The following is a 26866-nucleotide window of genomic DNA, read 5'->3' as shown; positions in this document are numbered from 1 at the left end:
AAATTCAGTCCCGATTCCGCTCGTCCCGCTCGATGACGCCGTCCTTCAGGAACAGCACCCGCCGCGCATGCGCCGCGATGTCCGACTCGTGGGTGACGAGCATCAGCGTCTGCCCCTGGCCGTGCAGCTCGCCGAAGAGCGCCATGATCTCCTCGCCCGTGCGGCTGTCCAGCGCGCCCGTGGGCTCGTCCGCCAGCAGCAGCGCCGGCTGCGTCACCAGCGCGCGGGCAATGGCCACGCGCTGGCGCTGACCACCGGACAGCTCGTTGGGCCGGTGGTCCTTGCGCGCGCCCAGGCCCACCTTGTCCAGCATGGCCGCCGCGCGCTCGCGCCGCTCCTTCTTGGGGATGCGCGCGTAGATGAGCGGCAGGGCCACGTTGTCCAACGCGGAGGCGCGGGGCAGCAGGTTGAAGCTCTGGAACACGAAGCCCAGCTCGCGGTTGCGGATGCGGGCCAGCGCGTTCTCCGTCATGCCCGCCACCGGCTGGCCGTTGAGCCAGTACTGCCCGTCGCTGGGCACGTCCAGGCAGCCGATGAGGTTCATGAAGGTGGACTTGCCGGAGCCGGACGGGCCCATGACGGCCACGTATTCGTTGCGGCGGATGGTGAGGTCCACGCCGCGCAGGGCGCGCACCACCTCGGAGCCCATCGTGTAGTCCTTGCGCAGGCCCTCCACGCGGATGACCACGTCGGAGATGTCCCGCGCCGGGCCCGCGCCCGCCTGCGGCTGGGGGTTGGTGGACGTGCTCACAGCGACCTCCCCGCGAGCGCTTCCAGCTCCGCGCGCGCAATCCGGTAGTCGAAGCGGGAGGCCACCAGGTTGATCTCCGCCGACACCAGGTTCTCCTGGGACGTCAGCAGCTCGATGATGGTGGTGGCGCCCAGCTTGTAGCGCTCCTGCTGCACCTTCAGGTCCTCCTGCGCCACCGAGACGGACTCCGTGGCCAGGGCGATGCGGTTCGACGCCAGCTTGAGCTGGTTCAGGGACGTCCCCACGCTGGAGCGCACCGCGCGCCGGGTGTCCGCCAGCGTGGCCTGCGCCACGGAGGACTGCGTCCGCGCCGTCGTCACGCGCTCCTCGCGCACGAAGCCGTCGAAGAGGGGGTAGGCGAGGCCCAGCCGGACGGACCAGCTCGTGCGGCCTCCGTTGAACGCGGGCTCGTCATTGAACCAGTCATAACCGCCCGACAGCCGGACCGTGGGCAGGTAGGAGGACTTCGCCGCCTTCACGCTGGCCTCCGCCGCCCGCAGGTCCGCCTCCGCCGCCTGGATGGAGGGCGCCTGGGCGGTGATTTCATCCGTCAGCGCCTCGTCGGTGAGCGCGAACGGCGCCTCGTCCCCGGCCTCCAGGGGCTGGGCGTCCACCGGGCCGTCCTCGCCAATGAGCCGGCCCAGCGACAGCGCCGCGGCGGCGTGCTGGGTCTGCGCGGAGAGGAGGGCCTCCTGCGCGGAGGTGAGGTCGTACTTCGCACGCAGGACGTCGGAGCGCGTCGCCGAGCCCACCGCGAGCCGCCGCTCCGCCGCCTCCGCGTTCTGCTTCGCCCGCTCGATGCGGGACAGGGCGACCTCCTCCAGTCCGCCCGCGCGGAGGACCTCGTAGTAGGAGCGCTCCACGTCGAGCACCGCGGACGCGCGCTGGGCAATCAGGACGGCCCGGGCCGCGCTGGAGCGCGCCTGCGCCTGCCGGCTGTTGGCGCCGCGCTGGCCGCCGGTGAAGACGTTCCACGAGGCCGACAGGCCGGCGCTGTACGTGTCACTGGGCGCGTTGAACACCAGGCCGGTGTTCGGGTCCAGGCGCTGGCTGCTGGCCAGCGAGCTGTTCGCGTTTGCCGTCAGGTTCGGCAGGTAGGCGCCGAACGCGCTGCGCTCCGCCGCCGCGGTGTTGGTGACGGAGCCCGCCGCTTGCGCCACCTGGGGGCTCGTCTTCATCGCCCGCGCGATGGCCTCCTCCAGGGAGACGCGCTTCATCGACGTTGTTTCCTGCGCCAGACCCACGCCGGGGACCGTCACCAGCCCGAGGATGCCCAGGGCCAGGGCCGTCATCCGGTAGGGTTGCCGCTTCCACCACGGTGTCTGTGCGTTTTTCATCGCAAGCAGGGCCACTGCATTTGCCTTGCCACGCTCCAACCTCTGGAAATGTGGAGGGAAAGGGGCGCCGGGGCTGCGGGAACCGCAGCGCGAGTGCGGATTCCGCATGCGCCGCCGGCCATTCCCGCACGAACGCGGTGGGCCTTCCCCTGGCGCCCCGCGCGCGAGCCTCAGCAGCGGCCCCGGCCTCGTGATTGCACAGCGCCTGGGCGCCATGGGGGCGCGCCGCCGTCGGGAGCCCGCCCCTTCGCCCTGCCAGCGGCCGTGTGGCCGCCCTCCATCCCCCGGGAGAATCCCCCATGCCCCCTGTGCTGCTTGGACGAACCCCGGCGCGTGCGGCGCGCGGCACTCACGGAAGAGGGTGCGGATTCCGCACGCCGCATGCAGAGTTCGCAGCCTGTGGAGGTGTGCGATGGAGTTGGAGTCCCCGCGGCGGAGGTCGGCGATGAGCGGCGCTCCCTGGTGGCGGCCGCTTGGACCCCGGGCGCCCTGGGTGGCGGCGGTCCTCATGTGCGCGGTGCTGATGTCGGCGGCGTTGTTCATCCGGAGCACCGCGCTGGAGTCCTCCGCCCTGGTGGCCCGGGGCATGGCCAACGTCATCATGGTGGCCGGCTTCGAGGCCTTCCGGGACGCGGAGGGCCTGCCGGGGCCCTCCGCGCTGGACGCCTTCCTGGCGTCCCACCGGGAGGGGGGCCTGCGCTACGTGGCCGTCATGGACGATGACCAGGTGCTGGCCTCGGCCGGGGAGGGGAAGCTCGGGCGCCTCCTCTTCCAGGAGTCCTCTCCGTTGGTGGTCGAAGGCGCGCGTGCGCGGCTGGTCCACCGCATCCGCCGTCCCCGTCCGGCCCACGGCCCCCTGACGCGGCAGGAGCTGCGGGCGCTGTCGGCGCAGGAGGAGGCCCAGGCGCCGCGCAAGCAGTTGCGGATGGTCTACGAGTTCGAGCCGCTGACCGCGCTGGCGCTGGAGTCGCGCTCGCAGCGGCTGCTGGGCGTGGCGGTGGCCTCGTGCGTGGGCATCCTGGTGCTGGCCTTCGCCTTCTCCCGTTCGCTGGCGCAGCGCGAGGCGTTGTCGGAGGAGCTGGAGCGGGGCCGGCGGCTGGCGGCCCTGGGCACCATGTCCGCGGTGCTGGCGCACGAGCTGCGCAACCCCCTGGCCTCGCTCAAGGGGCACGCGCAGCTCCTGGCCGAGCGCGTGGAGCGTGACGCCGTCCTGGCGCCCAAGGCGGACCGGGTGGTGTCGGAGGCCGTGCGGCTGGAGCAGTTGATGAATGACTTGCTGGGCTTCGTGGCCAGCGGCGAGCTGCGCCGCGTGGAGGCGGACCCCAACGACGTGCTGCGCGCGGCGGTGGAGAGCACGGGCGCGGCCCGGGTGGAGGCCCGCTACCTTTCGGAGCGCACCCCCTGGCCCATGGACGCGGGGCGGTTGCAGCAGGCGCTGGAGAACGTCCTGCGCAACGCCGTGCAGGCCAGCCCCGAAGGCCACCGCGTGGAGGCCCGCGTGGAGCGGCAGGACGCGTCGCTGGTGTTCACAGTGAAGGACCATGGGCCCGGCATCGCCACAGGGGAGGAGCAGCGCATCTTCGAGCCCTTCGTCACCGGACGCGTGCGCGGCGTGGGCCTGGGGCTGGCCATCACCCGCCGCATCGTCGAGCTGCATGGCGGCACGGTGAGCGCGCGCAGCCATGCCAGCGGCGGCGCGGAGTTCCGTCTCACCGTCCCGGCGAAGGGAGCCTGAACCATGGCGCGAATCCTGGTGGCGGATGACGAAGAGGGCGTGCGCTCGTTCCTGGCCGAGGCGCTGGAGTACGAAGGGCACTCGGTGACGACGGCCGCCGACGGTGAAGAGGCCGCCCGGCTGATGGCGCGGCAGGGCGTGGACCTGCTGCTCACGGACCTGCGGATGCCGGGCATGGACGGCCTGACACTGCTGCGCAAGGTGCGCGAGGAGCAGCCTGACGTGGAGGTGGTGGTGCTCACCGCCGTGGGCACGGTGGAGAGCGCCGTGGCGGCGATGAAGGCCGGCGCCTTCGACTACCTGCTGAAGCCGGTGGGCAGCCCCGCGGAGCTGCGCCTGACGGTGGCGCGGGCCCTGGAGCGGCGCGCGCTGCTCAACTGGAAGACGGAGGCGCGGCAGTCCGCGGGCGACGTGGAGCTGAGCTGGGGCGCGCCCGCCATGTCGCCCGTGGTGGAGGCGCTGCGGAAGGTGGCGCCCACGCAGGCCACGGTGCTGCTGGTGGGGGAGAGCGGCACGGGCAAGGAGGTGACGGCGCGGGCCCTGCACCAGTGGAGCGAGCGCGCCGACGGGCCCTTCGTGGCCGTCAACTGCGCGGCGCTGACGGAGACGCTGCTGGAGAGCGAGCTGTTCGGCCATGAGAAGGGCGCCTTCACGGGCGCGGTGGCCCAGCGGCGCGGCCGCATCGAGCTGGCGCAGGGGGGCACCTTCTTCCTCGACGAGGTCGGCGAGCTGAAGGCGGAGCTCCAGGCCAAGCTGCTGCGCGTGCTGCAGGAGCGGCGCTTCGAGCGCGTGGGCGGCACGCGGACGCTGGAGGCCGACGTGCGCTGGGTGGCGGCCACCAACCGGGACCTCAAGGCGATGATGGCGCGCGGCGAGTTCCGCGAGGACCTCTACCACCGGCTGGCGGTGTTCCCCATCCGGCTGCCCTCCCTGCGCGAGCGGCGGGAGGACCTGCGGCCGCTGGCGGAGCTGCTGCTGCGCCGCATTGGCGACGAGCTGGGGCGCCCGGGCCTGCGCCTGTCACCCGAGGCCGTGGCCAGGCTGGAGGCGTTCGCCTGGCCGGGCAATGTCCGCGAGCTGCGCAACGCGCTCGAGCGGGCCGCCATCCTCGCGGATGGGCCGGTGGTGGAGCCCAGGCACCTGTGGTTGGACCCGACGGGCGCTGGGGGACCGGCGGCGGAGGCGTCGACCTCGGAGGGAGGGCGGCTGCCTGACCTGACGCTGGAAGAGCTGGAGCGACGGGCCATCGAGCAGGCCATCGCGGACGAGGCGGGGAACCGCAAGCGCGCCGCCCAGCGGCTGGGGATTGGCCTCCGGACGCTTTACGACAAGCTGCGGCGCTACGAGTCGCCCTGAAAACGACGAACGGCGCGGAGAGGGCTCTCCGCGCCGCGCGCTCCGGGGAACCTACGCGGGGTTCACGGAGGGCCGTTGCCCTGGCGCACCGAGTTCAGCTCCACCGCGGTGGCGTAGATCTGCGCCCAGGAGCGGTACTTCACGCGGTCCAGGAAGCCCTTCTGGTCGTTCGCGTAGTCGAACATGTCCTTGCGGAAGAGGGCGTCGGCGGCCTTGCGCGCATCGGGGCCGAGCGGCGTGCCCTTCTTGTCGAAGTAGCGCAGCAGGTCGTACCCGTAGTCGTGCGTCTTGGCCGCGGGGTCGAACTCCTTGTCCGGGCCGATCTTCAGCGGGACGGAGGCGTAGCCCAGCGGGTCCTGCATGCGCTGGCCGTGCGGCGTCTGGATGGCGTAGGGCTTGTAGCCGATGACCTGCTCGAAGTCCGCCGGAGGCGGCCGCGCGCCGGTCAGGTACTCCATCATCAGCTTGCCGTGGTCGCCCGCGGGGGCCGCGCCCACCTTCGCCGTGCGCTGGAGCGCCGTCGTCGTGTTGCTGAACGAGTCCTTCTGGTGGATGGCCGCGGGGACGGCGGTGGCGTTGGGCTTTTCCGCTGCGGGCGACTCCGAGGTGGAGTTCGCCGGCCGGCGGGCCGAGACGGGGGCGTTTCGAACGAGCATGATGAGGTCCGGGGGAAAGCTTCCTCTCAGTTTGTCGCAGTTTGTAGACTTGAAGTTGCGTGGAAATCACCGACGCACCGCGTGGTGCCAGGAGAACTCAGTGGGAACGGACCTTTATCGCGACGGAATGGCCCGGTTGGACGCAGGGGATGTGGCGGAGGGCCGCCGTCTGCTGGAAGAGGCGCTGCGCAAGTCCCCCGGCGACGTGACGGTGATGCACGGGCTGGCTCGGGCGTTGGACCTGGCCGGCGAGCGCGTGCGTTCCGTGGAACTCCTGGAACACGCCAATGCGCGGGCCCCCGCGGAGCCTGGCCCGGCGTATGACCTGGCCATGGCGCTGCTGGAGCGGGAGGAGGACGCACGCGCCGTGCAGGTCCTCACCCCCGTGCTCCAGGCGCACCCCGACGACACCCGGGGGCACCTGTTCATGGCCATGGCCCTGGCGAAGACGGACGCGGCCCAGGCCCGGGTCCACACGGCGAAGGCCCTGATGGACCCGAACCCCGACGTGAAGCTCCAGGCCCAGGCCCTGGACGGCGTGCTCGCCGAGCACCTTGCCGCGTCCTGAGGCGCTGCGTCCGCGCCTACGCGCGCAGGGAGACCACCGTCACGCCGTCGCCGCCCTCGTGGCCCTCACCCGGCCGGTACATGCGGATGTACGGCGAGGCGGACAGGTAGTCACGGATGGCCTGCTTGAGCGCCCCCGTGCCGTGGCCGTGGATGACCAGGGCGGCCTCTTCACCGCTCCGCATGCCGCGGTCCAGGAAGGACTCCAGCTCCGCCAGCGCGTCGTCCGCGCGCATACCGCGCACGTCGCAGCGGAAGTTCGTGGCCTCCACCTCGGAGGGGGCCGCGGAGGCCGCGCGCTTGAGCGCCGCGTCCTGCTTCTGACGCTCCGGGAACTTCGCCTGCTGCGGCTTGCGCGTGCGCGCGCCCGACAGCTCCGTGGTGGGCACGCGCATCTTCAGCGCGCCACCCGCGGACACCACCGCGTGGCTGTCCACCAGCTCCAGGATTTCGACGTCGCGGTTCAGCCCCGAGTGATGCACCCAGGCGCCCACCTTCAGGTTCGCGGGGCCGGGGGCCTCCACCTGGAACAGCTCCGCCTTGGCGGCCAGGGCGCGCTTCTGCGCCTCGTCCGCGCGCTGCTGGAGCTGCTGCCGGGCCTCGGCCAGCGCCTTCTCGTTCTGCTCCGCGCGCAGCTTCACCAGCAGCTTCTGCACCTCCGCCGCCGCGTGCTCGCTGGCCGCGTGCACGTCCTCGTTGAACTGCATCATCTTCGCGCGGCGCTCGCGCTCGAAGGTCTGCTTCTGCTTCTCCAGGTCGGCCCGGAGCGCCTCGGCCTCCTGGGCCGCCACGCGGGCCTTCTCCAACTCCTCGGAGAGCCTGCGCCGCTCCTCTTCCGCCGCCGCCAGCGCCTTCGACAGCGGGCCGCCGGCGTTGACGGAGAGCTCGCGGGCGCGCTCGCAGACGTTCCGCGGCAGGCCCACGCGCGCCGCCATTTCAATGGCCGACGACTGGCCCGCCGCGCCAATCTGCAGCCGGTAGGTGGGGGCCATGCGCTTGGAGTCGAAGCCCACGCGCGCGTTGAGGAAGCGCGGGTCCATGTGGGCCAGGGCCTTCAGCTCCTCCAGGTGCGTGGTGACGAGCACGACCACGCCCTTGGCCATCAACTCCTCCAGGACGGCGATGGCGATGGCCGCGCCCTCGCGAGGGTCGGTGTCCGCGGCGATTTCATCGATGAGGACCAGCGAGCCTTCGCCCGCGGCCTCGATGATGTCGCGCAGCATCACCACGTGCGCGCTGAACGTGGACAGGCCCTGCTCCAGGTTCTGCGCGTCACCCACGGTGGAGTGGACGGAGCGGTACAGCGGCATCCGCGAGCCTTCCGCCACCGGAATCGGCAGGGCGGCGCGCAGCATCAGCGAGCAGAGCCCCACGCCCGTCAGCGTCACCGTCTTGCCGCCCGCGTTGGGGCCGGAGACGACCAGCGCCTTGGCGTCGCCCGTGAGCGTCACGTCGTTGGCCACGACCTCCGCGCCCCTGAGCACCAGGCGCGGGTGGCGCAGCTGGTGGAGCTGCAGGTCCGTCACCCCGGCGAACTCGGGCGTGGTCGCGCCCAGGTCGGCGGACAGGATGGCCACGGACTCGACCTCGTCCAGCTCCGCGACGGCGTCGATGCCTTCGAGGATGCGCTCCGACTCGCGCCCCAACTGGTCGCTCAGCGCCTGGAGCACCTTGCGCTCCTCCTCCAGGACCTCGGACTGCGCGATGGCCAGGTCGTTGCCCAGGCCCACCATGGCCTGGGGCTCCATGAAGAGCGTCTGGCCCGTCTGGCTGGCGTTGTGGACGATGCCGTCCACCTCCGAGCGGTAGTTGGCCACCACCGGCACCACGTAACGCCCGTTGCGGATCGTGTAGTAGTTCTCGCGCAGCCTGGTCGTGAAGGCCTCGTCGTGGAGCAGCTCGTCCAGGCGGGACTTGATGCGCCGGTGCAGGCCGCGCGCCCTGTCACGCGCCTCACGGAGCTCCGGGCTGGCGCGGTCGGAAATTTCACCGTCCGGTTCGAAACACTGGTCGATGCGGCGGGCCAGCGCCTCCAGGGCGGGCATCCGGCGGGAGAGCTCCACCAGCCGGGGGACGCGGGCCTTGCGCTCGTCCAGGGCCTCGCGGGTGCGGACGAAGGCGAAGAGGAGCTGCGCCGCGTCGATGAGCTGGCGGGGCTCCAGCATGCCGCCCTTGGCGGCATGGCCCACGGGCGTGCGCAGGTCCGTCACGCCGCCCAGGGGGAGGGAGAACTGCTCCTGGGACAGGGCGCGGGCCTCGGCGACCAGCGCCAGGGCCTCCGTCACCGCCTCGGGAGTGTCCAGGAAGGGCCGGGCGAGCACCCGCTCTCTGCCAGGCTCCGTCCTGCAACGTTGCGCCAGCGCGCGGAGCACGTCCGCGAAGCCCAGGTCTTCCAGCGTTCTTTGCGATATCTGCACGGTCATGGGTTTCATGCGCGGCCGTTCGGCCGTCAAGAGGATCTATTGAGGCGCCCGGGTCGGCTCTGCTATCAGCCACACATGAGGTGGGTCCTCCTGGTGGCCTTGCTGGCGGGCGCGACTGACGCGGCGGAGCCTTCCGCCCTGACACCGCCATCATCCCGGACGGCGGTGACGCTCCCGGACGCACTGGCCCTCGAAGCGGCAGGAGATGACGCAGGGGCCCTGGCCGCGCTGGAGTCCCTGGTGCGGGCCCAACCCGCGTGGGAGCTGCCCCGGCTGGAGATGGCCCGGCTCCTGCTGAAGACGGGCGGCGCGCTGGAGCAGGCGGAGGCCCATCTGGCCGCCGCCCTCCAGCAGGCTCCCCATAATCCCCGCGCCTGGTATCTGCGGGGGTTGTTGTGGGAGGAGCGGGGTGACCGCCGGCAGGCCGTCCAGGCGTACGAGCGGGCCGTGCAGCTCCGCGCCTCCTACGAGGAGGCCCGCTTCCGGCTCGGCACGCTCTGGCTGGACCTGGGGGACCTGCTCAAGTCGGAGCTGCACCTCCGCTACCTGGCGCGGCTGAAGCCGGAGTGGGTGCAGGTGCGCCTCCAGCTCGCGGAGGTGCTGGAGAAGCAGGAGCGCCCGCTGGACGCGGAGAAGGAGCTGCTGGCCGCGCGAGGGCTCCAGCCGACCAGCGCCCTGGTCCTCCGGCGGCTCGCCGACTTCTACGCGCGCACGGGCCGGCCGAGGCTCGCGGAGAAGGTGCGGGCGTCGCTGGAGGCGCCGCCGAAGCGCCGCATGCGTGAGCTCAAACCATCACGTCGCTGACAGCAGGCGGCCACGCGGTACGCAGTTGCGATTGCACGCTCGACGGTGGCGCATACACTGCGCGGGCTTTGAAGACCGCCAACCTCGCCATCGTCTTCACCGACATCAAGGGCTTCACCGAGCGGACCAGCCGGCAGACGCTGGAGGAGAACCAGCGCCTGCTCCAGGTCCACGAGGCCCTGCTGGCGCCGTTGTTCAAGGCGTTTGGCGGGCGCATCGTCAAGTCCATCGGGGACGCGTACCTCGTCACCTTTGAGTCGCCCACCCAGGCCGTGCTCAGCGGCATCGCCATCCAGGACCGGCTCTGGCACCACAACCGGGCGGTGGAGGCGCCGGAGCAGCTTCACGTCCGCGTGGCCATCAACGTGGGCGAGGTGCGGCTGGATGGGAACGACATCTTCGGTGAGCCCGTCAACATCGCCGCCCGGGTGGAGGGCATCGCCGAGGCGGGCGAGGTGTACTTCACCGAGGCCGTCTACCTGTCGATGAACAAGGCGGAGGTGCCCTCCAAGGAGGTGGGCGCCTTCGAGCTGAAGGGCATCCCCGGGAAGATTCGCGTCTTTCACGTGCCCCGCGCGCCGTACCGCGTGGAGGCCCCCTCGGCCGCCGCCATCGCGGAGGCGCCGGGCGCCGAGACGATGCCGCCCTTCGGGAACCTGGCGCTGTCCCGCGTGGCGGAGGCCGCGGCGGCGCCGTCGGGCGCGGCGGTGGACCTGTCCGAGCTGGGCCAGCGGGCGGCCGCGGGCGCGGCGGTCATCAGCCAGCGCGCGGCCGCGCAGGCCTCGGTGCTGGGGCAGCAGGCCGCGGTGCTCGGGCGGCAGGCGCGCACGGTGGGCGGTTCGCTCTTCTCGCGCGGCGTGGCGGCGCTGCCGCCGAAGGTGCAGCGGCACCGCGCGTGGGTGGGCGTGGGCGTCGTCGTCCTGCTCGCCGGTGTCGCCATGCTGGCCTTCGGCGGCGATGAGACGGTGCGCGCCATCAAGGCGGTGGAGCGGGCCCCGGAGGAGGAGCGGGCCGCGCTGGCGAAGGACGTCCGGACCCTCATCATGAAGGAGGAGGAGGCCGGGCGGCGCAACTTCCTGCTGGGCCGCCTCACGGAGGCGACGGGCAAGCCGGATGACGCGCTGAAGGTCTATGCCACCGCCGTGAAGGCCGGCAGCCGCGCCGCGGAGGACCGCCTCATCGAGATGCTGTCGCACGGGCGCTGCGACGTGCGCTCGGACGCCGCGTCCACGGTGAGCCGGCTCCAGTTGCAGCGGGCCGTGAGCGCGCTGGAGGACTTGCAGGAGGACGGCGGGCCGGATGACGGATCGCGGACGGGCCTGTTCGGCTTGTCCAAGTGCGACTCCAAGCAGGCCGCGGAGAGCGCGCTCAAGGGCTTCAAGGGGCGTTGATGTGTCGGCCCTCGGGGCTGGCTGAGGAAGGGAAGGCCGTGACGAAGGTGAAGACGGGACTGGACGTGTGGGTGGCGCAGGGCTTCTCCGCGCTGAAGGGCAAGCGCGTGGGGGCCATCGTGAACCCCACCAGCGTGGATGCTCGCTTCCGCCACCTGGCGGACCTGCTGGCGGGCGCGGAGGGCGTCACGCTGGCGGCGCTGTTCGGTCCGGAGCACGGCATCCGGGGCGAGGCGCAGTACATGGTGGCGGTGGACGAGGCGAGGGATCGCCGCACCGGCGTGCCGGTGTACAGCCTCTACGGCTCCACCTTCGAGTCGCTGTCGCCGCGTCAGGAGTCGCTCCAGGGCCTGGACGCGCTCGTCTTCGACATCCAGGACGTGGGCAGCCGCTACTACACCTACGTCTACACCATGGCGCTGGCCATGAAGGCCGCGGCGAAGGCGCGCGTGCCCTTCTACGTGCTGGACCGGCCCAACCCGCTCAACGGCGTGGCCATGGAAGGCAACCTGGTGGGGGAGGGCTTCCGCTCCTTCGTGGGCCTCTACGCGCTGCCCAACCGGCATGGCATGACGGCGGGGGAGCTGGCCCGCCTCTTCAACACCCAGGAGGGCTTCGGCTGCGAACTCACCGTGGTGGCGTGCGAGGGCTGGCGCCGGGGTCAGTTCTGGGATGAGACGGGGCTGCCGTTCATCTCCCCGTCGCCGAACATGCCCACCGCGGACACCGCGCTGGTGTACCCGGGCATGTGCCTGGGAGAGGGCACGAATGTCTCGGAGGGCCGCGGCACGTGCCGCCCCTTCGAGCAGTTCGGCGCGCCGTGGGTGGACACCGACAAGCTGCTGGCGCGGCTGGCGAAGGAGGACCTGCCCGGCGTCGCCTTCCGGGCCGTGGGCTTCACGCCGACGTTCGACAAGTACACGGGCCAGTCGTGCAACGGCGCCTTCATCCACGTCACGGACCGGCAGGCCTTCCAGCCGCTGCGCACCGGCATCGCCATCTTCCAGGCGCTGCGTGACCTCCATCCGGGCGACTTCGCCTGGCGCGCGGACGCGTATGAGTTCGTGGAGGACGTGCCCGCCTTCGACCTGCTCTGCGGGACGGACCAGGTGCGCCGCGGTATCGAGGCGGGGTGGCCGCTGGAGCGGTTGCTGGAGGGGTTCTCCGCCCAGACGGAGACGTTCGCGCGGCACAGGGCGCCCTACCTGCTATACGCTTGAGGCGTGATCGGTGTCTTCTCCGACAGCCATGGGGACCTGGAAGCCTTCGACGCGGCCTACGAGCTGCTGCGCGCCAAGGGGGCGCGGCGCTTCCTCTTCGCGGGCGCGCGCTACACGGACCTGGACGAGTGGGTCCTCTGGCGGCGGCAGAAGAGCCGGGGCGGGCGTGAGTACTCGGACGCGGACTTCCTGGCGGACGTGACGAACTGGCTGGGCAGCCAGGACGCGCTGCCTCGCACGCCGTCGCGCGCGGAGGTGCCCGCGGACGTGGCCTCCGAGGATGACCGCCGGCTCGTCATGGAGCGGTTCATCCGGGTCCCCGAGCGCGAGTCGCTCCAGTACCGGGACCCCTCCATCAACAACAAGGTCATGGACCTGATGGGGGACACGCTGTGCTGCGTGGTGCACGACAAGAACGACCTGACGCGGGATGACCTGCTCAACGCGCTCCTCTTCGTCCACGGCAAGGAGCCGGAGCCCAAGGTGGTGCGGATTGGCCCCCGCTACTTCCTGACGCCCGGGCGGCTGGTGGGCGCCGCCGAGCAGACGTGCGCGCTGCTGGAGAAGGTGGACCGCGACCTGCGCTACTCCGCCTTCCGCCTGGACGGGCACGTCGTGCTGGAGCCCCAGGTCATCGTGCTGGAGAAGAAGTCCCCGAAGTTGTCCCTCAAGTGACGTGAGGCCCGCCGTGCAGGTCGCGCTCCTCGGAGGCTCGTTCAATCCGCCCCATGTGGGGCACCTCATGGCCGCCGCCTACGTCCATGCCACCCAGGCCGTGGACGAGGTGTGGCTGATGCCGTCCTGGCAGCACCCGTTCGGCAAGCAGATGGAGGACTTCGAGCACCGCGTCGCCATGTGCGAGGCGCTCTGCGCGGAGACGTCGGGCTGGCTGAAGACGAGCCGCATCGAGCAGGAGCCGGGGCTCAGCGGCCGCACGGTGGACACGCTGTCCCTGCTGGTGGCGCGGCATCCGGACATCCGCTGGTCGATCATCATCGGCAGCGACATCCTGCGCGACCTTCCGCACTGGAAGGACTTCCACCGCATCGAGGAGCTGGCGCGGGTGATGGTGCTCAACCGCGCGGGCTACCCGGCTCCGAACACGTTGGGACCGCCGCTGGCCGAGGTGTCGTCGACGCTGATTCGGGAGCTGCTCGCGCGGGGCGAGGCGCCGTCGGACCTGGTGCCCGCGCGCGCCATCGCCTACGCGCGTGAGCACGGCCTCTATGGCCTCAAGCCGACGCCGTAGTGGCGCCGCCCGTCACAGGCCGAAGCCGACCAGGTGCAGGTGGTCCAGTCCCTGCTCGAAGCGGTAGGCGTATTGGTAGTAGAGCGACACGGGCACGGCCTGCCCGAAGGTGAGGCTCAGTGACGCGGACGCGCCCACGGCCGCGTGGTTGGCGCGGTTGTCGGTCCGCGCCAGCGAGCCGAAGGCCTCGAAGCCGACGTCGCGCACGAAGAGGGACGGGAAGAGCCACAGCGTGGAGGCCCAGCCGTAGTCGATGGGGACGCGGTACTGGTACGTCGCGGACCCGATGAGCGCGTCGCGGGCGCGAATCTCCAGGTCCTCGTAGCCGCGGAGGTACTCGCTGAAGGCGATGCCCGGCTGGAGCTGCAAGGGCAGGGGCGCGGTCTGCTGGCTCGTGCGGTTGGTGTACCAGAGCTGGCCCGCGTTCAGTCCGCCCACCTGGAGCAGCCTGGACGGAGCTCCGGGGAGGAACCGGCCCACCGCGGTGAGGCGGAGGTTGTCGCGTCCCGTGAAGGGCAGGCCGCCGGTGAAGCCGTCGAGCCCCAGGCGGACATCGCCCATGGTGGAGTCCTGGCGGAAGGCGCCCGGATACACGCCCGCGGACATCGTGATGCCCAGGCCTCGCTGCGTGCTCCCATAGGAGGTGGCGTCGCCGGCGAAGTAGGACGCGGAGATCTCCGGGCCGACGATCTGCGTCCGGAGGCCGGGGAATTGCTCCGTCGCGTCGTACTCGCGGCGCAGCGCCAGTACGCCGAACGTCACCGGCGTGGTCCAGAAGCTGCGAGACGCGAAGGCCGCGGCCTGGAGGTCCGTGCGCCCATTCTGACGGACGTGGGCGCCCGACACCTGGATGTACCAGGGCGAAAGCGTCGCGTTGCCGTACGCCAGGGAGATGCTGGGGGCGTCCTCGCGTGAGTCGAAGGAGAGCAGCAGGGAGTACGCGTGGAAGCCGAGCCGGTCCTGTCCCGCGAGCGCCAGCGCGCCCATCACATACGTCTCGTCCGTGTCGTCGGGGTCGGTCGCGGCGAGCAGGTAGGGCGCGCGGAGCTCGGGGATGAAGAAGCGCTCCAGCGTCGAGTAGGGCTTGTCCGAGATGATCTGGAGTTCGGTGCCCGGGTCGGGTGGCGCCTCGACGGGCGCGTCGAGGCCGGAGAGCACCGTGGAGATATCAGGCGCCACGACGCCTGGAGCCAGTGGCGCGTCCGGGGATGCCGGTGGAGGGTGCGCGGTGAGCGCGAGGGGCGCGGTGCCCTCCGCTCCCGGTGACGTGTCCGTGCGCGCCGTGGCGCCTTCGTCCTCCTTGGGGACGATGGCGACCACGGGGGCCCGGTCGATGGTGAAGTTCAGCCCATCCCGATTGAGGAACACGACCTCGTCGGTCCCCACTGGATGGACGTCCATCACCACATGGGGCGCGTCCGTGATGCGAACCACCTCCCGCGTCTCCACCGTGAGGACGTGGGCCTGCAGCCGCCCCTCGTGCTCCCGGAGGAACACGAGGCGTTCGTCGTCCAGCCACCTCGGCGAATAGTTGAAGCGCCCATCGCGCGTCAGCCAGCGGAGGCGGCCATCCGACTCCCGCAGCACCAGGTCCCAACCCGCGTCACCCGACAGGGGGAAGACGACGCGCTCGCCGTCCGGGGCCACCGAGGGCGGCCCCACGGAGGTGCTGGCGCCGAAGTCCGTGAGCGCCGTTCGCTGGCCCGTCTCCAGCTCCAGCCGCACCACGTTGGCCGAGTCACCTTCGACGCGGACGTACACATAGGCCGCTTCATCCGGCGTGATGCTCCCGCCCATGCCGGCCACGTCGTCCCAGAGCCGCGTGACGTTTCCTGTGCGCGCGTCCACCTTCCACAGCCGCGCCGTGTAGCCCCCTTGCGCGTTAAGGTCCGCCATCACCAGGTACAGCCACGCGCCGTCACGGCTGAACGACATGCCGCTGACCAGCGTCGCGGAGCCCAGCACCCAGCGGCGGAAGGGGAGCAGCTCCACCAGCGGACGTTCGAAGCGCACGCGGCCATCCGGCTCCAGCACCGTCAGCCGGGTGTAGCGCTCGCGCCCCACGCTCACCGTCGCGGTGACGCCGCTGGCCGTATGCGCGGCCAGCCGGGAGAAGTACCCGCCGTCCTTCACCCACGTCCGCTGCGACGCGGGCCGCTCGCGGACCTGGAGGTCCTCCCGCAGCGTCCGCGTGTACTCCGCGAACAGCGAGCCGATGTCCCGCCCGTACACGCGCTTGAAGCGCAGCGTCACCGCCAGCGGCGGCACCAGGGAGTCGCCTTGCTCATCCACCAGCTTCCACAGCCTGGCTTCGCCGTAGCGCTCCGCGAGGTACTCCACGAAGTGCATGCCGGTGATGTAGTTGCCGCCAAACGGGTCCAGCGCGCGCTGCTCGGGGGACAGGTAGCCCGGGTTGAGCCGCCCCCCGGTGGCCTGCACCACCGAGTCATACCAGCCGCGCCAGATGGGGCTGTGCGGCCGGCCAGCGTCCTTGTCGAAGCGGCCCTCGTAGTAGGTGGCCAGCCCCTCCAGGAACCAGGACTCCGTATAGGAGTTGGGCTGGAACAGCCCGCCGGTGACGAGGTTGAGGAAGCCCCAGACGCCGTCCGTCTGCTGGAGCTGCACGTAGTGGACGGCCTCGTGGCAGGCCACGTCGCCCACGTCCACCTCGCCCAGGTTGAACAGGTGGAACAGCTCCAGCGTCAGGTGGGAGGGCATCACCATCTGCTGCGGCGTGCTGGCGTAGTCGGGGACGACGTAGGCGTTGTTGAAGTTGGAGCTCGTCAGGTAGACGAGCACCCTGTCCCGCTGCTTCTTGCGCCACGTCTGCTGATGGAGGCTCGCCACGCAGCCCTCCAGCCGCGACGCCATGCGCAGGGCCTCTGCCCGGAGGTGGGCCGGGTAGTAGAGCTCCAGGGACTCCGTGGTGAGCTTGCGCATCTCGTCCCGAGCGAACGAGGCCTGGATGTTCTGGGGGAAACGGGGTGTGACGAAGGCACACCCGCCGTTTGTCAGCAGGAGACAGGTGGCGAGGACAGCCCAGCGAAGCCACCAGCGGGAAGCGGGCATGCAGGCCATCCTACAGGTCAGTAATCGTAGCCACGACCGCGATTTTCACGGTAAGGGATGCCCCCGTCGCCTCCCTATTTCCGAGTCTGGATTCCGCCATGTCCGAACCCGCCACCCAGGCGCATCCCGTTCCGCAGCACGTTCACAATGCCCAGATGCAGGTCGCCGCGGCCCTGGAGCAGGCCACCGGCGCGCCGGTCGATCTCCTCAAGGCGCCCTGGGCGGAGATTGAGCCCGCCATCGCGAAGCTGACGGGGGGCCCGTTCCAGGTGAACCAGCCGGAGCACCAGACCATCGCGCTGGGGCTGGCGGGCGCGTTCGCCCTGCGCCTCATCCAGGAGCACCAGGCCTTCTGGTTCCCCAACCGGGACTCGCCCGAGGGCGCCACGCTGGGCTTCCCGGAGGCCATCATCATGCTGTCGCCGTTCGGCGCGGTGATGGACTCGCTGGCGCAGGGCAAGCTGGCCCGCCTGGAGGACCTGGCCGCGGACATCCGCCGTTCGCTGGGGCAGGCCCGCTTTGGCGCCAACCCGGCGCAGGCCCTGGGTGGCCAGGCGCCGAAGCTGACGCCGGTGGACTACCAGCGCCTGTTCGACCCCGGGTTCCTCCAGTTCGTGGTCCTGGACACGAAGAAGGCCGCCACGGCCCTGGAGACGAAGCCGGACGGGCTCGCCCGGGACGTGCGCAACGCGCTGGGCCGCACCCAGCCGCCGCTGCCTCCCGAGGCGCGTCAGCAGTTCGAGGGGCAGATTGTCCAGTCCCTCCAGCGCCTGGACACCACCAAGTCGCTCATCGACCAGGCCGAGCGCGCGCCGCGGCTGGCGGAGCTGATGGCGCACCTGTTCGGCACTGTGGGTGGGACGGGCTCGGCGCCGGAGGACTTCTGGCACGACCTGGTGCTGCCGCTGCTGTTCATCGGCACCCCGGCGAGCTTCCCGCCGCTGGATGATGAGGAGCTGGAGATGTTCCGCCAGGGCGCGGATCCGCTGCCGCTCTTCGTGGACATGGTGCCGCACGCGCACAAGGCCCCCGACGAGGGCCTGCTGGGCGCCTTCGAGATGAGCGACATCGGCCTGGTGCACCAGGGCTTTGGCCGGGTGGGCGCGCTCCGCCTCATCCGCATCAACGCCGCGCGCATCCAGCCGCTGCTGGAGCAGTTCGACCCCGCGAAGACGGCGGAGACGCTGCAGCGCTTCACGGAGTACGTGGCGAAGGCGGCCGGCAAGCCCGCCACCGAGTCGCCGCAGGGCAAGGAGATGCTGCAGGCGGCGCTGACGCTGCTCTCCGACCTGAAGCGCTCCGTGACGCAGGTCGAGGGCGGCGTGCTCGCCCTTCGCCGCCTCACCGAGGCCGAGGCCGCGTCCGAGCAGGCCCTGGCCGTGGTGCGCAAGGCCCTGCAGGGCTCCATCATCCTGACGGCTTGAGCAGCCGCTCCAGCGCGGCGCGCGACGTGGGCTCCAGCCGGTCTCCGGCCAGCCCCAGCGCGCGCCTCGACAGCAGCCGGTAGAGGGGGGCGACGTCCGCCGGGAGCGCCTCCAGGTGCGCCGCCACCACGCCGGAGTCTCCGCGGACGATGGGCCCGGTGAGGCCCCCCGCGAGGCCCCGGGTCTCCAGTCCCCGCAGCGCCGAGTGCATCAGCGGCAGCAGGGCCGCCAGCGCGTCCGCGGGAGGAATGCCTGACGCGCCCAGCGCCGCCACGGCCGCGTCCGCCAGGGACACCAGCCCCCCCGCGCTCAGCACCGCCCCGGCGTGGTAGGCCGCGCGGTGGGCCTCGGGGACTTCAATGACACGCAGCCCCGCGTCCGCCGCCATGCGGCGCAGCACGTCCCGCAGCGCGCGCGACGGCGTGCTCACCGCCACCGTGCTCCCCGCCAGCGAGTCATGCGGCGAGGAGACGGCGCACAGGGGGTGGAACGAGCCTCGCGGCCGGCCCCTGGTGGTGCCCAGCGCGTCGAGCGGCAGGGCGCCCGCGGTGTGCACCAGCGCGGCCGTACGGGGCAGGGTGGTGGAGAGGCCCCGCGCGACGGAGGGCACCGACGCGTCCGGGACGCACAGGAGGACGACGCGGGCCCGCTTCAGGTCCGCGGGCGAGGCGGCCTTCAGGCCCAGGGCCTCGGCGCGTTGGCGCCCCGCGGCCGTGCGCGAGTGGATGCGCACCGGCCAGCGCTTCGCCTGGAGCGCGAGCGCCAGCGCGCCCCCCAGGCGGCCCACCCCGACGACCACCACGGGCGGGCGCCGCGTCGAAGGCCCAGCGCGGCGGCGGGGCCCGGGGCTCATCGCTCGCGCTGGAACTGGAGCTGCCCGGAGCGCACCGCGATGCGCACGCGGTCGCCCGTGCCGAACTCACCCGACAGGATGCGCTCCGCCAGGGGGCCCTCCACCAGGCGCTGCACCATCTGCCGCATGGGGCGCGCGCCGAGCTGCGGGTCGAACCCGCCGGACTTCAGGAGGTGGCCCACCACGTCATCACCGGCGAAGTATTCGATGCCGCGCTCGGTGGCCAGGCGCTTGCTGCTCTCCTCCAGCAGCAGCGTGGCGATGCGCGCCACCTCCACCTCCGCCAGCGGGCGGAAGGGGAGCCGTTCGTCGATGCGGTTCCACAGCTCCGGCGGCAGCGCCTTGCGCGCCACCGAAGACGCCGTGTCCATGGCGTCCCCGGGGCCCGCGGCGTCTGCGCCGAAGCCCACCGGGCGGCCCGTGCGGGAGAAGGCCTCCGCGCCCAGGTTCGTCGTCATGACGATGACCGTGTTGGAGAAGTCGATGTGGCGCCCCTTGCCGTCCGTCAGGCGGCCTTCCTCCAGCACCTGGAGGAGGAGCATCTGCACCTCGCGGTGCGCCTTCTCGATTTCGTCCAGCACCACCACCGACGAGGGGCGGCGGCGCACCGGCTCGGTGAGCTGGCCACCCTCGCCGAAGCCCACGTAGCCGGCGGGGGAGCCGATGAGGCGCGAGACGCCGTGCTGCTCGGACATCTCGCTCATGTCCAGGCGCACCAACGCGTCCCGGTTGCCGAACAGCACGTCCGCCAGCGCGCGCGCCATCTCCGTCTTGCCCACGCCCGTGGGGCCCAGGAAGAGGAAGCTGCCCATGGGACGGCGCGACGCGAAGCCCGCGTAGTTGCGGCGGATGACCCGGGCGATGCGCGTCACCGCCTCCGCGTGCCCGATGACGCGCTCCGCCAGGTCCTGCTCCAGCCGCAGCAGGCGCGACGAGTCGTTCATCAGCAGGCGCTCCTCGGGGACGCCCGCGAGCTTGGCCACCACGCGCGCCACGTCCGAGGGCTCCACCACGTCGCGGCCCTCGCGGTGGCAGCGGCTGCCCGCCAGGTCCACCACGGAGATGGCCTTGTCCGGCATGAACCGGTCCGTCACGTAGCGACTGGCCAGGGACGCGGCGGCCTCCAGCGCCTCCGGCGTGTAGCGCAGCCCGTGGTGCTCCTCGTAGCGGCCGATGATGCCGCGGAGGATCTCCACCGTCTCCGGCACGGAGGGCTCGTTGACGACCACGGCGGTGAAGCGGCGCTCCAGGGCCGGGTCGGTGCTGATGAACTTGCGGTACTCGTCGTGCGTGGTGGCGCCGATGCAGGGGAACTCGCCGCGCGCCATGGCCGTCTTCAGCTCGTTGGCCGCGTCCTGCGGACCGTCCCCCGTGGAGCCCGCGCCCACCAGGGTGTGGATTTCGTCGATGAAGACCACCACGCGGCCCTCGGCGCGGCGGACCTCCTCCTTCAGCGCGTTGAGCTTCTCGGAGAACGAGCCGCGAAGCTGCGTGCCGGCCACCAGCGTGGCCATGTCCAGCTCCACCAGCACCTTCTCCGACAGCGACCCGCGCAGCGCCAGCAGCCGCTGCGCCACGCCCTCCACCACCGCCGTCTTGCCCACGCCGGGCTCGCCCAGCAGGCAGGGGTTGTTGGTGCGGCGCTTGCCCAGGATGTCGATGACCTCCTCGACCTCGCGCGCGCGGCCCACCACCGGATCCAACCGGCCCTCGTGGGCGGCCTGGCTCAGGTTGCGGCCCAGCGAGGTGAGCAGGGGGTACGCCTTGGCGTCGAGCACCGGCGACGCGGAGGCGGGCTGCGCCGGTCGCGCCGCGGGCGCGGCGGTGGGAGCCGGAGCGGGCGCCGGCGCCGCGCGGGCCACGGGCGCGGGGGGAGGCGGCGGCGGGAGCGCCTCCGGCTCCTCGTCCACGTCGATGAGGTCCCGGGGGGACAGCGCGGGCGTGCTGTAGCGCGGCGTTGGCGGCGGCGCGACGAAGGGCGGGGGCGTCGGCGGGGCCCCGGGCCGGGTGCGCGGCAGGCTCAGCGTCACGGCGGAGGCCGGCAGCGGGGAGGGCGGCGCACCCAGGGGGCGGCTCGCGGGCCGGGGGCCCAGCGTCTGCGAGCGGCCCAACTGGAGGCGGCGCGGCATGTGGCCGCTGGTGAAGTAGGACATGGCCGTGCGCATGAGACCGCCCAGGTCCAGCCCGGCCTGCTGCAGCAGCTCCTGGGCGGCGCAGCGCACCCGGGCCACGGCGATGAGCAGGTGGAGGCAGTCCGCCTCCTGCGAGCCCACATTGGCGGCGATCTCCCGGGTCTTCTCGCGCAGCTCGCGGAGCAGGCCATCCGGCTCGGCCGGCGCGGCCGTCAGGAGCTGGAGGATGGCGTCCTCGTCCACGCCTCGCTCCTTGAGCAGCACCTGTGCACGGTTCTCCACCGTGAAGAGCGCCAGGAGCACGTGGGCGGAGGTGACCCGCTGCACCACGCTCTGTGCGATGTCATTCGCTTCGTGGAGGACCTGCGCGAGGTCCGTGCTATCGACCATTCGAACTCCGGCAAGCGGCCAGACGAGCGCAATACACCCTCTCGGGGTGTCCGGCAAAATTTCCGCTACAGGGCGCTACATGTGCCTTAAAGCACTGGAGTAGAAAGCGTCCGCCAGCGGAATTTGGCTGGCTGCCTGCCTGTTCGGCGCCTTTCTTCGGCTGGCCAGGCAATTGCCTGAGGGCGAGCGACGTACTTCGCTCCGAGACCCCCACCATATGACTTCTCTTGCTCAACCGGCCCGCGTCTTCATCGATCCCCTCGATGGGACTCGTGCCGCCGTCGAGGCGCGCCGCTGGGTGTGGCCTCTCCTGATTCTGGCGCTGTGCGTGTCCGCTTCCGGGACGCTGTTTTCCCTCCGCTGGGACGCCGCGCCTGACGTCATCCGCCAGCTCCAGGGCTCCGGCGAGCTGATGGGCCTGTCGGAGGCGGACCTCACCGACAAGATCCAGACGGAGTCGCGCAAGGCGCTCGTCGGCGGCATCGCCAAGGGCGTCATCGTGATGCCCCTGATGGCGCTGCTGCTGGCCTGCATCCTGTGGGTGGCGAGCTGGCTCTTCGACCGGCCCGCGCCCTTCGAGCAGCTCCTGTCCGCGGCGGTGCTGGCGCTGCTGCCCATCGCGCTCTACCACCTCATCCTGACCCTCTGCGTCGCGGCGCAGCATTCCATCACCGTGGCGCGCGTGATGAACCTCGTACCGTCCAACCTGGGAGCGGTGTTGCAAGGCCTGAGTCCGAAGCTGCAGCGCGTGGCGTCCACCGTGGATTTCTTCAACCTCTGGAGCACGGGCCTGTTGGGCCTGGGCTTCTCCGCGGCCACTGGCATGAGCCGGGGGCGGGCGCTGCTGCTCGCCTTCGCGCTGTACGCCATGTACGCGGGCATCTTCCTCATCGGCCTCCCGGCCCAGGCAGGTGCGCAATGAACGCGCTCGTACTCGCGGCCGCGCTGGCCGCCGCGCCCGTGGACTCCGGCACGCCCATCTCCCTGGAGCAGGCCCGCGCCGAGGGCCGCAAGAACGTCTCCGCCATCCAGGCCCTGCTCGACGTGGCCATCGCGGACGAGGACGTGAAGCTGTCACGCTCGGCGCTGCTGCCGCGGCTTTCAATGGATGCGTCGGCGGGGAAGATCTGGTTCGGCCGCCGGCAGGAGTTCACCACGGTTCCGGACCCGGCCAACCCGGGCCAGTTCATCCGCAACGCCGTCGAGACGCCCTCCACCAGCACCCAGAACTACGACCTGGGCATGTCGCTCACGCAGGTCATCTACGACCGCGCCCGCTGGAAGCAACTGGAGCAGAGCGGCGTGATCCGTGACGCGCAGAAGGGCCAGGCCCGGGAAGAGGCGGACACCTCCGAGCTGGAGGCCATCCGCCGCTTCTTCACCCTGTACCGCACCCAGGCCACGCTCCAGGTGCTGAAGGCCACCGTGGAGCGCAGCGAGCAGCAGGTGGAGCGCGCCCAGGCCCTCTTCGAGGCGGGCCGCGCGGGGAAGAACGAGGAGATCACCGCCACGGTGAACCTGGGGACGGACCGCATCAGCTACACCTCCACGCTGGGGCAGTTGGTCAACGACCAGTCCCAGCTCGCGGTGTGGCTGGCCCGGCCGGGCACCGAGGCCCTGACGGCGCAGGACCCCGGCGTGCTCACGACCGAGCCGCCGCCCGCGCCGTCCATCAACGAGGCGCTCGCGACGGCCCGGGCCTACCGGCCGCTGCTCAAGACGCTGGAGCTGCGCATCCGCGCCGCCGAGCTGCAGCAGTCCATCGCGCGCTCGGAGTACCTGCCGCGCCTGGTGGCCCAGGGCCTCTACAACCGCGGCGGTCCGGACGCCTCGCTGGTGTTCACCGAGCCGCGCCTGCAGAACCGCTTCACGGCGGCCGTCGGGTTGAGCTGGGACCTCTTCACCGGCCTGTCCACCGGGGCCAGCGCGCGCCGCGCCGAGGCGGACACCCGCAAGGCGCAGCTCACGCTGGAGCAGACCGCCCGGGAGATTGAAGCCGAGGTGCGCGCCGCGCACCGCACGTTGGAGACGCAGTTGGAGGCCGCTCGCCTGGCCGCGCAGAACGTCGAGGCCGCCGCCCAGGGGCTCGACATGCAGGAGCAGCGCTTCCGCGCTGGCGTGGGCTCCACCCTGGAGGTCCGCGACGCCCAGTTGAGCCTGACGCGCGCCGAGCTTGCCTTGTTGGAAAACAGGATTGATGTCGAAATCGCCCGCTATTCGTTGCTGCGGGCCATGGGCGCGCTGAGCCCGGGAGAGTCGAAATGAAGTGGTGGAAGGGTGCCATTGCCGGCGCGTTGTTCGTGGGTGCCGCGGCCATCACGGCGGGCGGCTTGAAGGACCGTCCTCCGCCGTCGCTCGAGGTCCAGCTTTCGAAGGCCCGCAAGGGCACCATCACCCGCACCATCACCGGCGCGGGCAAGGTGCAGGCGGCCACGACGGTGAAGATCTCGTCCAGCCTCTCCGGTGACCTGGTGGAGCTGGCGGTGAAGGACGGCGAGGCGGTGACGAAGGGCCAGGTGCTGGGCCGCATCGACCCGCGCCTCTACCAGGCCGCGCACAAGCAGGCGCTGGCGTCGCTGAACGCCTCGCGCGCCGACGTGCAGGTGGCGGAGGTGGAGGTGGGCCGCGCGCAGCTCGAGCTCCAGCGCGTGGAGGACCTGGCGAAGAAGGGCCTGGCGTCCACCGCCGAGGTGGACACGGCGCGGGCCACGAAGAGCACGGCGGATGCGCGGCTGACGTCCGCCAAGCAGATGCTGGCGCGCAACGGGGCCATCGTGGACCAGGCGCAGACGGACCTCACGCGCACCACGCTGGTGTCGCCCATCGACGGCAACGTCATCGAGCTGTCGCGCGAGGTCGGTGAGCGCGTGCGTGGCTCGGACCTGTCCGAGGACGTGGTGATGACCATCGCCGCGCTCAGCGCCATGGAGGTGAAGTTCGAGGTGGGCGAGCACGAGGTGGTGCACCTGCGCACGGGCCAGCCCGCGGAGATCACCCTGGACGCGCTGGAGGGCCAGACGTACTCGGGCTCCGTGGTGGAGATCGCCCAGAAGGCGCTCATCAAGAACGAGGGCACGGAGGCCGAGGTGACGAGCTTCCCCATCACCGTCGCGCTGGACACCCGCCCGCCCAACGTGCTGCCCGGCATGAGCGCCGAGGCGCGCATCTCCGCGGAGACGCACAACGACGTGGTGCTGGTGCCCATCCAGGCGGTGACGGTGCGCTCGGAGCGCACGCTGCCGGACTACAAGGCGCCCATCGAGGGCGGCGGGCTGACGGCGAAGCGCACGGAGTCGCTGGCCAAGGTCGTGTTCGTCGTGGACGGCAACAACAAGGCGCAGGTGCGCCGGGTGCAGACGGGCATCGCCTCCGACACGGAGCTGGAGATCGTCACCGGAATCAACGAGGGCGACCGGGTGATTGAAGGTCCATACCGGACGCTGTCGAAGGAGCTGAACGACGGCGACATCGTGCGCGAGCCCGAGCAGGGCGCGGGAATGAAGGGCGGTCGGAAGTCGTGAGTGAGGCCAGCGGCGCGGGGCCGCTCATCCAGGTGGAGAACATCACCCGCGTCTTCCACGTGGGCGGTGAAGAGGTGCGCGCGCTGCGCGGCGTCTCCTTCGGCGTCAACCGGGGCGAATGGGTGGCCATCATCGGCCAGTCCGGCTCTGGCAAGAGCACGATGATGAACGTGCTCGGCTGCCTGGATACGCCCAGCAGCGGCCGGTACATGCTGAACGGCAAGGACGTGTCGCGCATGAGCGACGACGAGCTGGCCGTCATCCGCAACGTGGAGATTGGCTTCATCTTCCAGACCTTCCAGCTCCTGCCCAAGGAGACGGCCCTGGCCAACGTGGAGCTGCCGCTGGTGTACCGGGGCGTCAGCGCGCGGGAGCGGCGCGCGCGGGCCACGGCGGCGCTGGAGAAGGTGCAGCTCGCCCACCGCATGCACCACCGGCCCAACGAGCTGTCCGGTGGTCAGCGCCAGCGCGTGGCCATTGCCCGCGCGCTGGTGTCCGAGCCCTCCATGCTCCTGGCCGACGAGCCCACGGGCAACCTGGACTCGGCCACGGGTGAGGAGATCGTCCGCCTGTTCGAGCAGCTCCACAAGGCGGGCCACACGCTGGTGCTCGTGACGCACGAGCCCAAGCTGGCGGCGCGCTGCCCCCGGGCCATCCGTCTGAGCGACGGTGAGATTGTCGCCGACGGTGACGGGCGCCAGGTGGCCCTGGGGACGGCGACGGACGTGTTGAGCGCGGGGGGCGCATGAGCCAGCGGTCCGCCTTCCGCGTGGATGTGCTGGAAGGCGCGCGCATCGCCGTGTTCTCCCTGCGGGCCAACCGCCTGCGCACGGTGCTGACCACCCTGGGCATCGGTATCGGCGTGGCCACGCTGCTGGCCATCGTCGGCATCATCCAGGGGCTCAACACGTCGTTCCACAAGCAGCTCGCGACCTTCGGCGCGAACACGATGTACGTGTCCAAGTTCCCCTGGATGATCAAGGGCGACTGGTGGAAGTACCGCAACCGGAAGAACTTCACCCTGGACCAGGTGCACCGGCTGCGCGCGCTGGCGCCCTTCGTGACGTCCTTGTCCCCGTCGGTGTCGAAGTTGTCGGACGTGGCGCACGGCGGCGAGCAGATGTCCACCGTGCGCATCCAGGGCGTGACGTACGAGTACCTGGACATCTCCGGCTACGAAGTCACCGCGGGGCGCTTCCTCACCGACGCGGATGACGCGACGACGCGCCCGGTGGCGGTGATTGGCGCGGACGTGGCGGACGGGCTCTTCCCGGGCGTCAGCCCCGTGGGCCAGTCGATTCGCGTGGACAACCGCAGCTTCCAGGTGGTGGGCACGCTCAGCCGGAAGGGGAAGGTGATGGGCGAGAGCATGGACCTCATCGTCTTCATCCCCTTCAAGACGTTCTATTCGAGCTTCGGCAAGGGCCGCCGCTTCGAGATTGCCCTGGCGGTGGCGGACGCCACCCAGATGCGGTCCGCGGAGGACCAGCTCACCGGCATCATGCGGCGCGTGCGCTCCACGCCGCCGGGGGCGGACGACGACTTCTCCATCAACCGGCCGGAGGCCATGGCGCAGACATACGAGCAGCTCACCGGCGCGCTCTACGGCGTGGCCGTGGGCGTGGGCCTCATCACGCTGCTGGTGGGCGGCATTGGCATCATGAACATCATGCTGGTGTCGGTGCGCGAGCGGACGCGGGAGATTGGCGTGCGGCGCGCGCTGGGGGCGCGGAAGCGGACCATCGTCTTCCAGTTCCTGATGGAGGCCTCCAGCGTGTCCGCGGTGGGCGGCCTGCTGGGCACCACGGTGGGGTTGGGGACGGCCAAGGTGGTGTCGCTCATCACGCCGCTGGCCGCGGACGTGCAGCCGATGACGGTGGTGGCGGGGGTGGGCTTCGCCGCGCTGGTGGGCCTGCTGTTCGGCATCTGGCCGGCGGCGCGCGCGGCGAACCTGGACCCCGTGGAAGCCCTCCGTTACGAGTAGCCCG

At 71.4% G+C, this 26866-nt stretch carries 21 protein-coding genes; 14 read left to right on the top strand and 7 right to left on the bottom strand.

Going from position 1 to position 26866, the window contains the following annotated elements; translation table 11 throughout:
* Nucleotides 1-4 precede the first annotated feature (4 nt).
* Together MYMAC_RS20745 and MYMAC_RS20740 are read right to left on the bottom strand one after the other, a co-directional pair.
* Nucleotides 5-751, bottom strand: coding sequence for an ABC transporter ATP-binding protein (locus tag MYMAC_RS20745; protein ID WP_095959330.1), 747 nt, complete (start codon nucleotides 749-751; stop codon nucleotides 5-7).
* A complete protein-coding gene (locus MYMAC_RS20740) occupies nucleotides 748-2043 on the bottom strand; it encodes a TolC family protein (protein ID WP_095959329.1) in 1296 nt (431 codons plus the stop codon). The genes MYMAC_RS20745 and MYMAC_RS20740 overlap by 4 nt, the downstream gene beginning before the upstream one ends.
* A gap of 538 nt (nucleotides 2044-2581) precedes the next feature.
* Between MYMAC_RS20740 and MYMAC_RS20735 the strand changes: the two genes are divergently transcribed.
* Both MYMAC_RS20735 and MYMAC_RS20730 read left to right on the top strand, forming a co-directional pair.
* Nucleotides 2582-3823 (top strand): sensor histidine kinase, encoded by a 1242-nt coding sequence (locus MYMAC_RS20735; protein ID WP_095961642.1) that lies wholly within the window; start codon nucleotides 2582-2584, stop codon nucleotides 3821-3823.
* Nucleotides 3824-3826: 3 nt separating this feature from the next.
* Nucleotides 3827-5179, top strand: a complete 1353-nt coding sequence (locus MYMAC_RS20730) for a sigma-54-dependent transcriptional regulator (protein ID WP_095959328.1) — start codon at nucleotides 3827-3829, stop codon at nucleotides 5177-5179.
* Between the two features lie 62 nt (nucleotides 5180-5241).
* On the opposite strand, the gene MYMAC_RS20725 is transcribed toward MYMAC_RS20730, so the two are convergent.
* Nucleotides 5242-5835, bottom strand: coding sequence for a hypothetical protein (locus MYMAC_RS20725; protein WP_095959327.1), 594 nt, complete (start codon nucleotides 5833-5835; stop codon nucleotides 5242-5244).
* Between the two features lie 31 nt (nucleotides 5836-5866).
* On the opposite strand from MYMAC_RS20725, the gene MYMAC_RS20720 reads away from it, so the two are divergent.
* On the top strand, nucleotides 5867-6403 hold the full coding sequence (locus tag MYMAC_RS20720) for a tetratricopeptide repeat protein (RefSeq protein ID WP_095961641.1): 537 nt from the start codon (nucleotides 5867-5869) through the stop codon (nucleotides 6401-6403).
* Nucleotides 6404-6419: 16 nt separating this feature from the next.
* Here MYMAC_RS20720 and MYMAC_RS20715 read toward each other — a convergent pair whose 3' ends face one another.
* Entirely contained in the window at nucleotides 6420-8825 is a 2406-nt protein-coding gene (locus MYMAC_RS20715) for an endonuclease MutS2 (RefSeq protein ID WP_095959326.1), read from the bottom strand.
* 75 nt (nucleotides 8826-8900) lie between these two features.
* On the opposite strand from MYMAC_RS20715, the gene MYMAC_RS20710 reads away from it, so the two are divergent.
* The 5 genes from MYMAC_RS20710 (at nucleotide 8901) to nadD (ending at nucleotide 13489) form a co-directional block, all read left to right on the top strand.
* Complete coding sequence (locus MYMAC_RS20710; RefSeq protein ID WP_043711488.1) at nucleotides 8901-9629, top strand: tetratricopeptide repeat protein; 729 nt, start codon at nucleotides 8901-8903, stop codon at nucleotides 9627-9629.
* Nucleotides 9630-9697: 68 nt separating this feature from the next.
* Complete coding sequence (locus tag MYMAC_RS20705; RefSeq protein ID WP_204816845.1) at nucleotides 9698-11020, top strand: adenylate/guanylate cyclase domain-containing protein; 1323 nt, start codon at nucleotides 9698-9700, stop codon at nucleotides 11018-11020.
* The gene (locus MYMAC_RS20700; protein ID WP_095959324.1) at nucleotides 11020-12240 is read left to right on the top strand and encodes an exo-beta-N-acetylmuramidase NamZ family protein; all 1221 of its coding nucleotides are present in this window, start codon (nucleotides 11020-11022) and stop codon (nucleotides 12238-12240) included. The genes MYMAC_RS20705 and MYMAC_RS20700 overlap by 1 nt, the downstream gene beginning before the upstream one ends.
* A gap of 3 nt (nucleotides 12241-12243) precedes the next feature.
* On the top strand, nucleotides 12244-12915 hold the full coding sequence (locus tag MYMAC_RS20695) for a hypothetical protein (RefSeq protein ID WP_095959323.1): 672 nt from the start codon (nucleotides 12244-12246) through the stop codon (nucleotides 12913-12915).
* Between the two features lies 1 nt (nucleotide 12916).
* Nucleotides 12917-13489 (top strand): nicotinate (nicotinamide) nucleotide adenylyltransferase, encoded by a 573-nt coding sequence (gene nadD, locus MYMAC_RS20690; RefSeq protein ID WP_095959322.1) that lies wholly within the window; start codon nucleotides 12917-12919, stop codon nucleotides 13487-13489.
* 12 nt (nucleotides 13490-13501) lie between these two features.
* On the opposite strand, the gene MYMAC_RS20685 is transcribed toward nadD, so the two are convergent.
* On the bottom strand, nucleotides 13502-16558 hold the full coding sequence (locus tag MYMAC_RS20685; protein ID WP_420810010.1) for a TolB family protein: 3057 nt from the start codon (nucleotides 16556-16558) through the stop codon (nucleotides 13502-13504).
* Nucleotides 16559-16656: 98 nt separating this feature from the next.
* Between MYMAC_RS20685 and MYMAC_RS20680 the strand changes: the two genes are divergently transcribed.
* Nucleotides 16657-17982 (top strand): hypothetical protein, encoded by a 1326-nt coding sequence (locus MYMAC_RS20680; RefSeq protein ID WP_013940790.1) that lies wholly within the window; start codon nucleotides 16657-16659, stop codon nucleotides 17980-17982.
* Here the strand turns inward: MYMAC_RS20680 and MYMAC_RS20675 are convergent.
* Both MYMAC_RS20675 and MYMAC_RS20670 read right to left on the bottom strand, forming a co-directional pair.
* Nucleotides 17966-18835 carry a Rossmann-like and DUF2520 domain-containing protein gene (locus MYMAC_RS20675; protein WP_420810009.1) on the bottom strand — a complete coding sequence of 290 codons (870 nt, stop codon included), beginning with the start codon at nucleotides 18833-18835 and terminating at the stop codon, nucleotides 17966-17968. The two genes, MYMAC_RS20680 and MYMAC_RS20675, sit on opposite strands and share 17 nt — an antisense overlap.
* A complete protein-coding gene (locus MYMAC_RS20670) occupies nucleotides 18832-21357 on the bottom strand; it encodes an AAA family ATPase (RefSeq protein ID WP_095959320.1) in 2526 nt (841 codons plus the stop codon). The genes MYMAC_RS20675 and MYMAC_RS20670 overlap by 4 nt, the downstream gene beginning before the upstream one ends.
* A 217-nt stretch (nucleotides 21358-21574) precedes the next feature.
* Here MYMAC_RS20670 and MYMAC_RS20665 point away from each other — a divergent pair, with 217 nt between their 5' ends.
* The 5 genes from MYMAC_RS20665 to MYMAC_RS20645 are packed head-to-tail and all read left to right on the top strand — an operon-like array spanning nucleotide 21575 to nucleotide 26862.
* Nucleotides 21575-22279, top strand: a complete 705-nt coding sequence (locus MYMAC_RS20665) for a YIP1 family protein (protein WP_193364417.1) — start codon at nucleotides 21575-21577, stop codon at nucleotides 22277-22279.
* Nucleotides 22276-23622: a TolC family protein gene (locus MYMAC_RS20660; protein WP_013940785.1), complete on the top strand. Its 1347-nt coding sequence runs from the start codon at nucleotides 22276-22278 to the stop codon at nucleotides 23620-23622. The genes MYMAC_RS20665 and MYMAC_RS20660 overlap by 4 nt, the downstream gene beginning before the upstream one ends.
* Nucleotides 23619-24878, top strand: coding sequence for an efflux RND transporter periplasmic adaptor subunit (locus tag MYMAC_RS20655; RefSeq protein WP_095959319.1), 1260 nt, complete (start codon nucleotides 23619-23621; stop codon nucleotides 24876-24878). Before MYMAC_RS20660 ends, MYMAC_RS20655 begins: the two co-directional genes overlap by 4 nt.
* Complete coding sequence (locus tag MYMAC_RS20650; protein ID WP_013940783.1) at nucleotides 24875-25627, top strand: ABC transporter ATP-binding protein; 753 nt, start codon at nucleotides 24875-24877, stop codon at nucleotides 25625-25627. The genes MYMAC_RS20655 and MYMAC_RS20650 overlap by 4 nt, the downstream gene beginning before the upstream one ends.
* Nucleotides 25624-26862, top strand: coding sequence for an ABC transporter permease (locus tag MYMAC_RS20645; RefSeq protein WP_095959318.1), 1239 nt, complete (start codon nucleotides 25624-25626; stop codon nucleotides 26860-26862). Before MYMAC_RS20650 ends, MYMAC_RS20645 begins: the two co-directional genes overlap by 4 nt.
* The last annotated feature ends 4 nt before the right edge of the window (nucleotides 26863-26866 follow it).

Origin of the sequence: Corallococcus macrosporus DSM 14697 (assembly GCF_002305895.1) — a bacterium.
Classification (GTDB): domain Bacteria; phylum Myxococcota; class Myxococcia; order Myxococcales; family Myxococcaceae; genus Myxococcus; species Myxococcus macrosporus.
This window is presented reverse-complemented; position numbering and strand designations above follow the sequence as displayed.

Excerpts from the sequence above, each read along its gene's own strand:
- MYMAC_RS20725 (WP_095959327.1), bottom strand. The coding sequence starts at position 5,835 with ATGCTCGTTCGAAACGCCCCCGTCTCGGCCCGCCGGCCGGCGAACTCC.
- MYMAC_RS20655 (WP_095959319.1), top strand. The coding sequence starts at position 23,619 with ATGAAGTGGTGGAAGGGTGCCATTGCCGGCGCGTTGTTCGTGGGTGCC.
- MYMAC_RS20670 (WP_095959320.1), bottom strand. The coding sequence starts at position 21,357 with ATGGTCGATAGCACGGACCTCGCGCAGGTCCTCCACGAAGCGAATGAC.
- MYMAC_RS20665 (WP_193364417.1), top strand. The coding sequence starts at position 21,575 with ATGACTTCTCTTGCTCAACCGGCCCGCGTCTTCATCGATCCCCTCGAT.
- MYMAC_RS20675 (WP_420810009.1), bottom strand. The coding sequence starts at position 18,835 with ATGAGCCCCGGGCCCCGCCGCCGCGCTGGGCCTTCGACGCGGCGCCCG.
- MYMAC_RS20700 (WP_095959324.1), top strand. The coding sequence starts at position 11,020 with ATGTGTCGGCCCTCGGGGCTGGCTGAGGAAGGGAAGGCCGTGACGAAG.
- MYMAC_RS20715 (WP_095959326.1), bottom strand. The coding sequence starts at position 8,825 with ATGACCGTGCAGATATCGCAAAGAACGCTGGAAGACCTGGGCTTCGCG.
- MYMAC_RS20730 (WP_095959328.1), top strand. The coding sequence starts at position 3,827 with ATGGCGCGAATCCTGGTGGCGGATGACGAAGAGGGCGTGCGCTCGTTC.
- MYMAC_RS20685 (WP_420810010.1), bottom strand. The coding sequence starts at position 16,558 with ATGCCCGCTTCCCGCTGGTGGCTTCGCTGGGCTGTCCTCGCCACCTGT.
- MYMAC_RS20660 (WP_013940785.1), top strand. The coding sequence starts at position 22,276 with ATGAACGCGCTCGTACTCGCGGCCGCGCTGGCCGCCGCGCCCGTGGAC.
- MYMAC_RS20680 (WP_013940790.1), top strand. The coding sequence starts at position 16,657 with ATGTCCGAACCCGCCACCCAGGCGCATCCCGTTCCGCAGCACGTTCAC.
- MYMAC_RS20740 (WP_095959329.1), bottom strand. The coding sequence starts at position 2,043 with ATGACGGCCCTGGCCCTGGGCATCCTCGGGCTGGTGACGGTCCCCGGC.
- MYMAC_RS20645 (WP_095959318.1), top strand. The coding sequence starts at position 25,624 with ATGAGCCAGCGGTCCGCCTTCCGCGTGGATGTGCTGGAAGGCGCGCGC.
- MYMAC_RS20710 (WP_043711488.1), top strand. The coding sequence starts at position 8,901 with ATGAGGTGGGTCCTCCTGGTGGCCTTGCTGGCGGGCGCGACTGACGCG.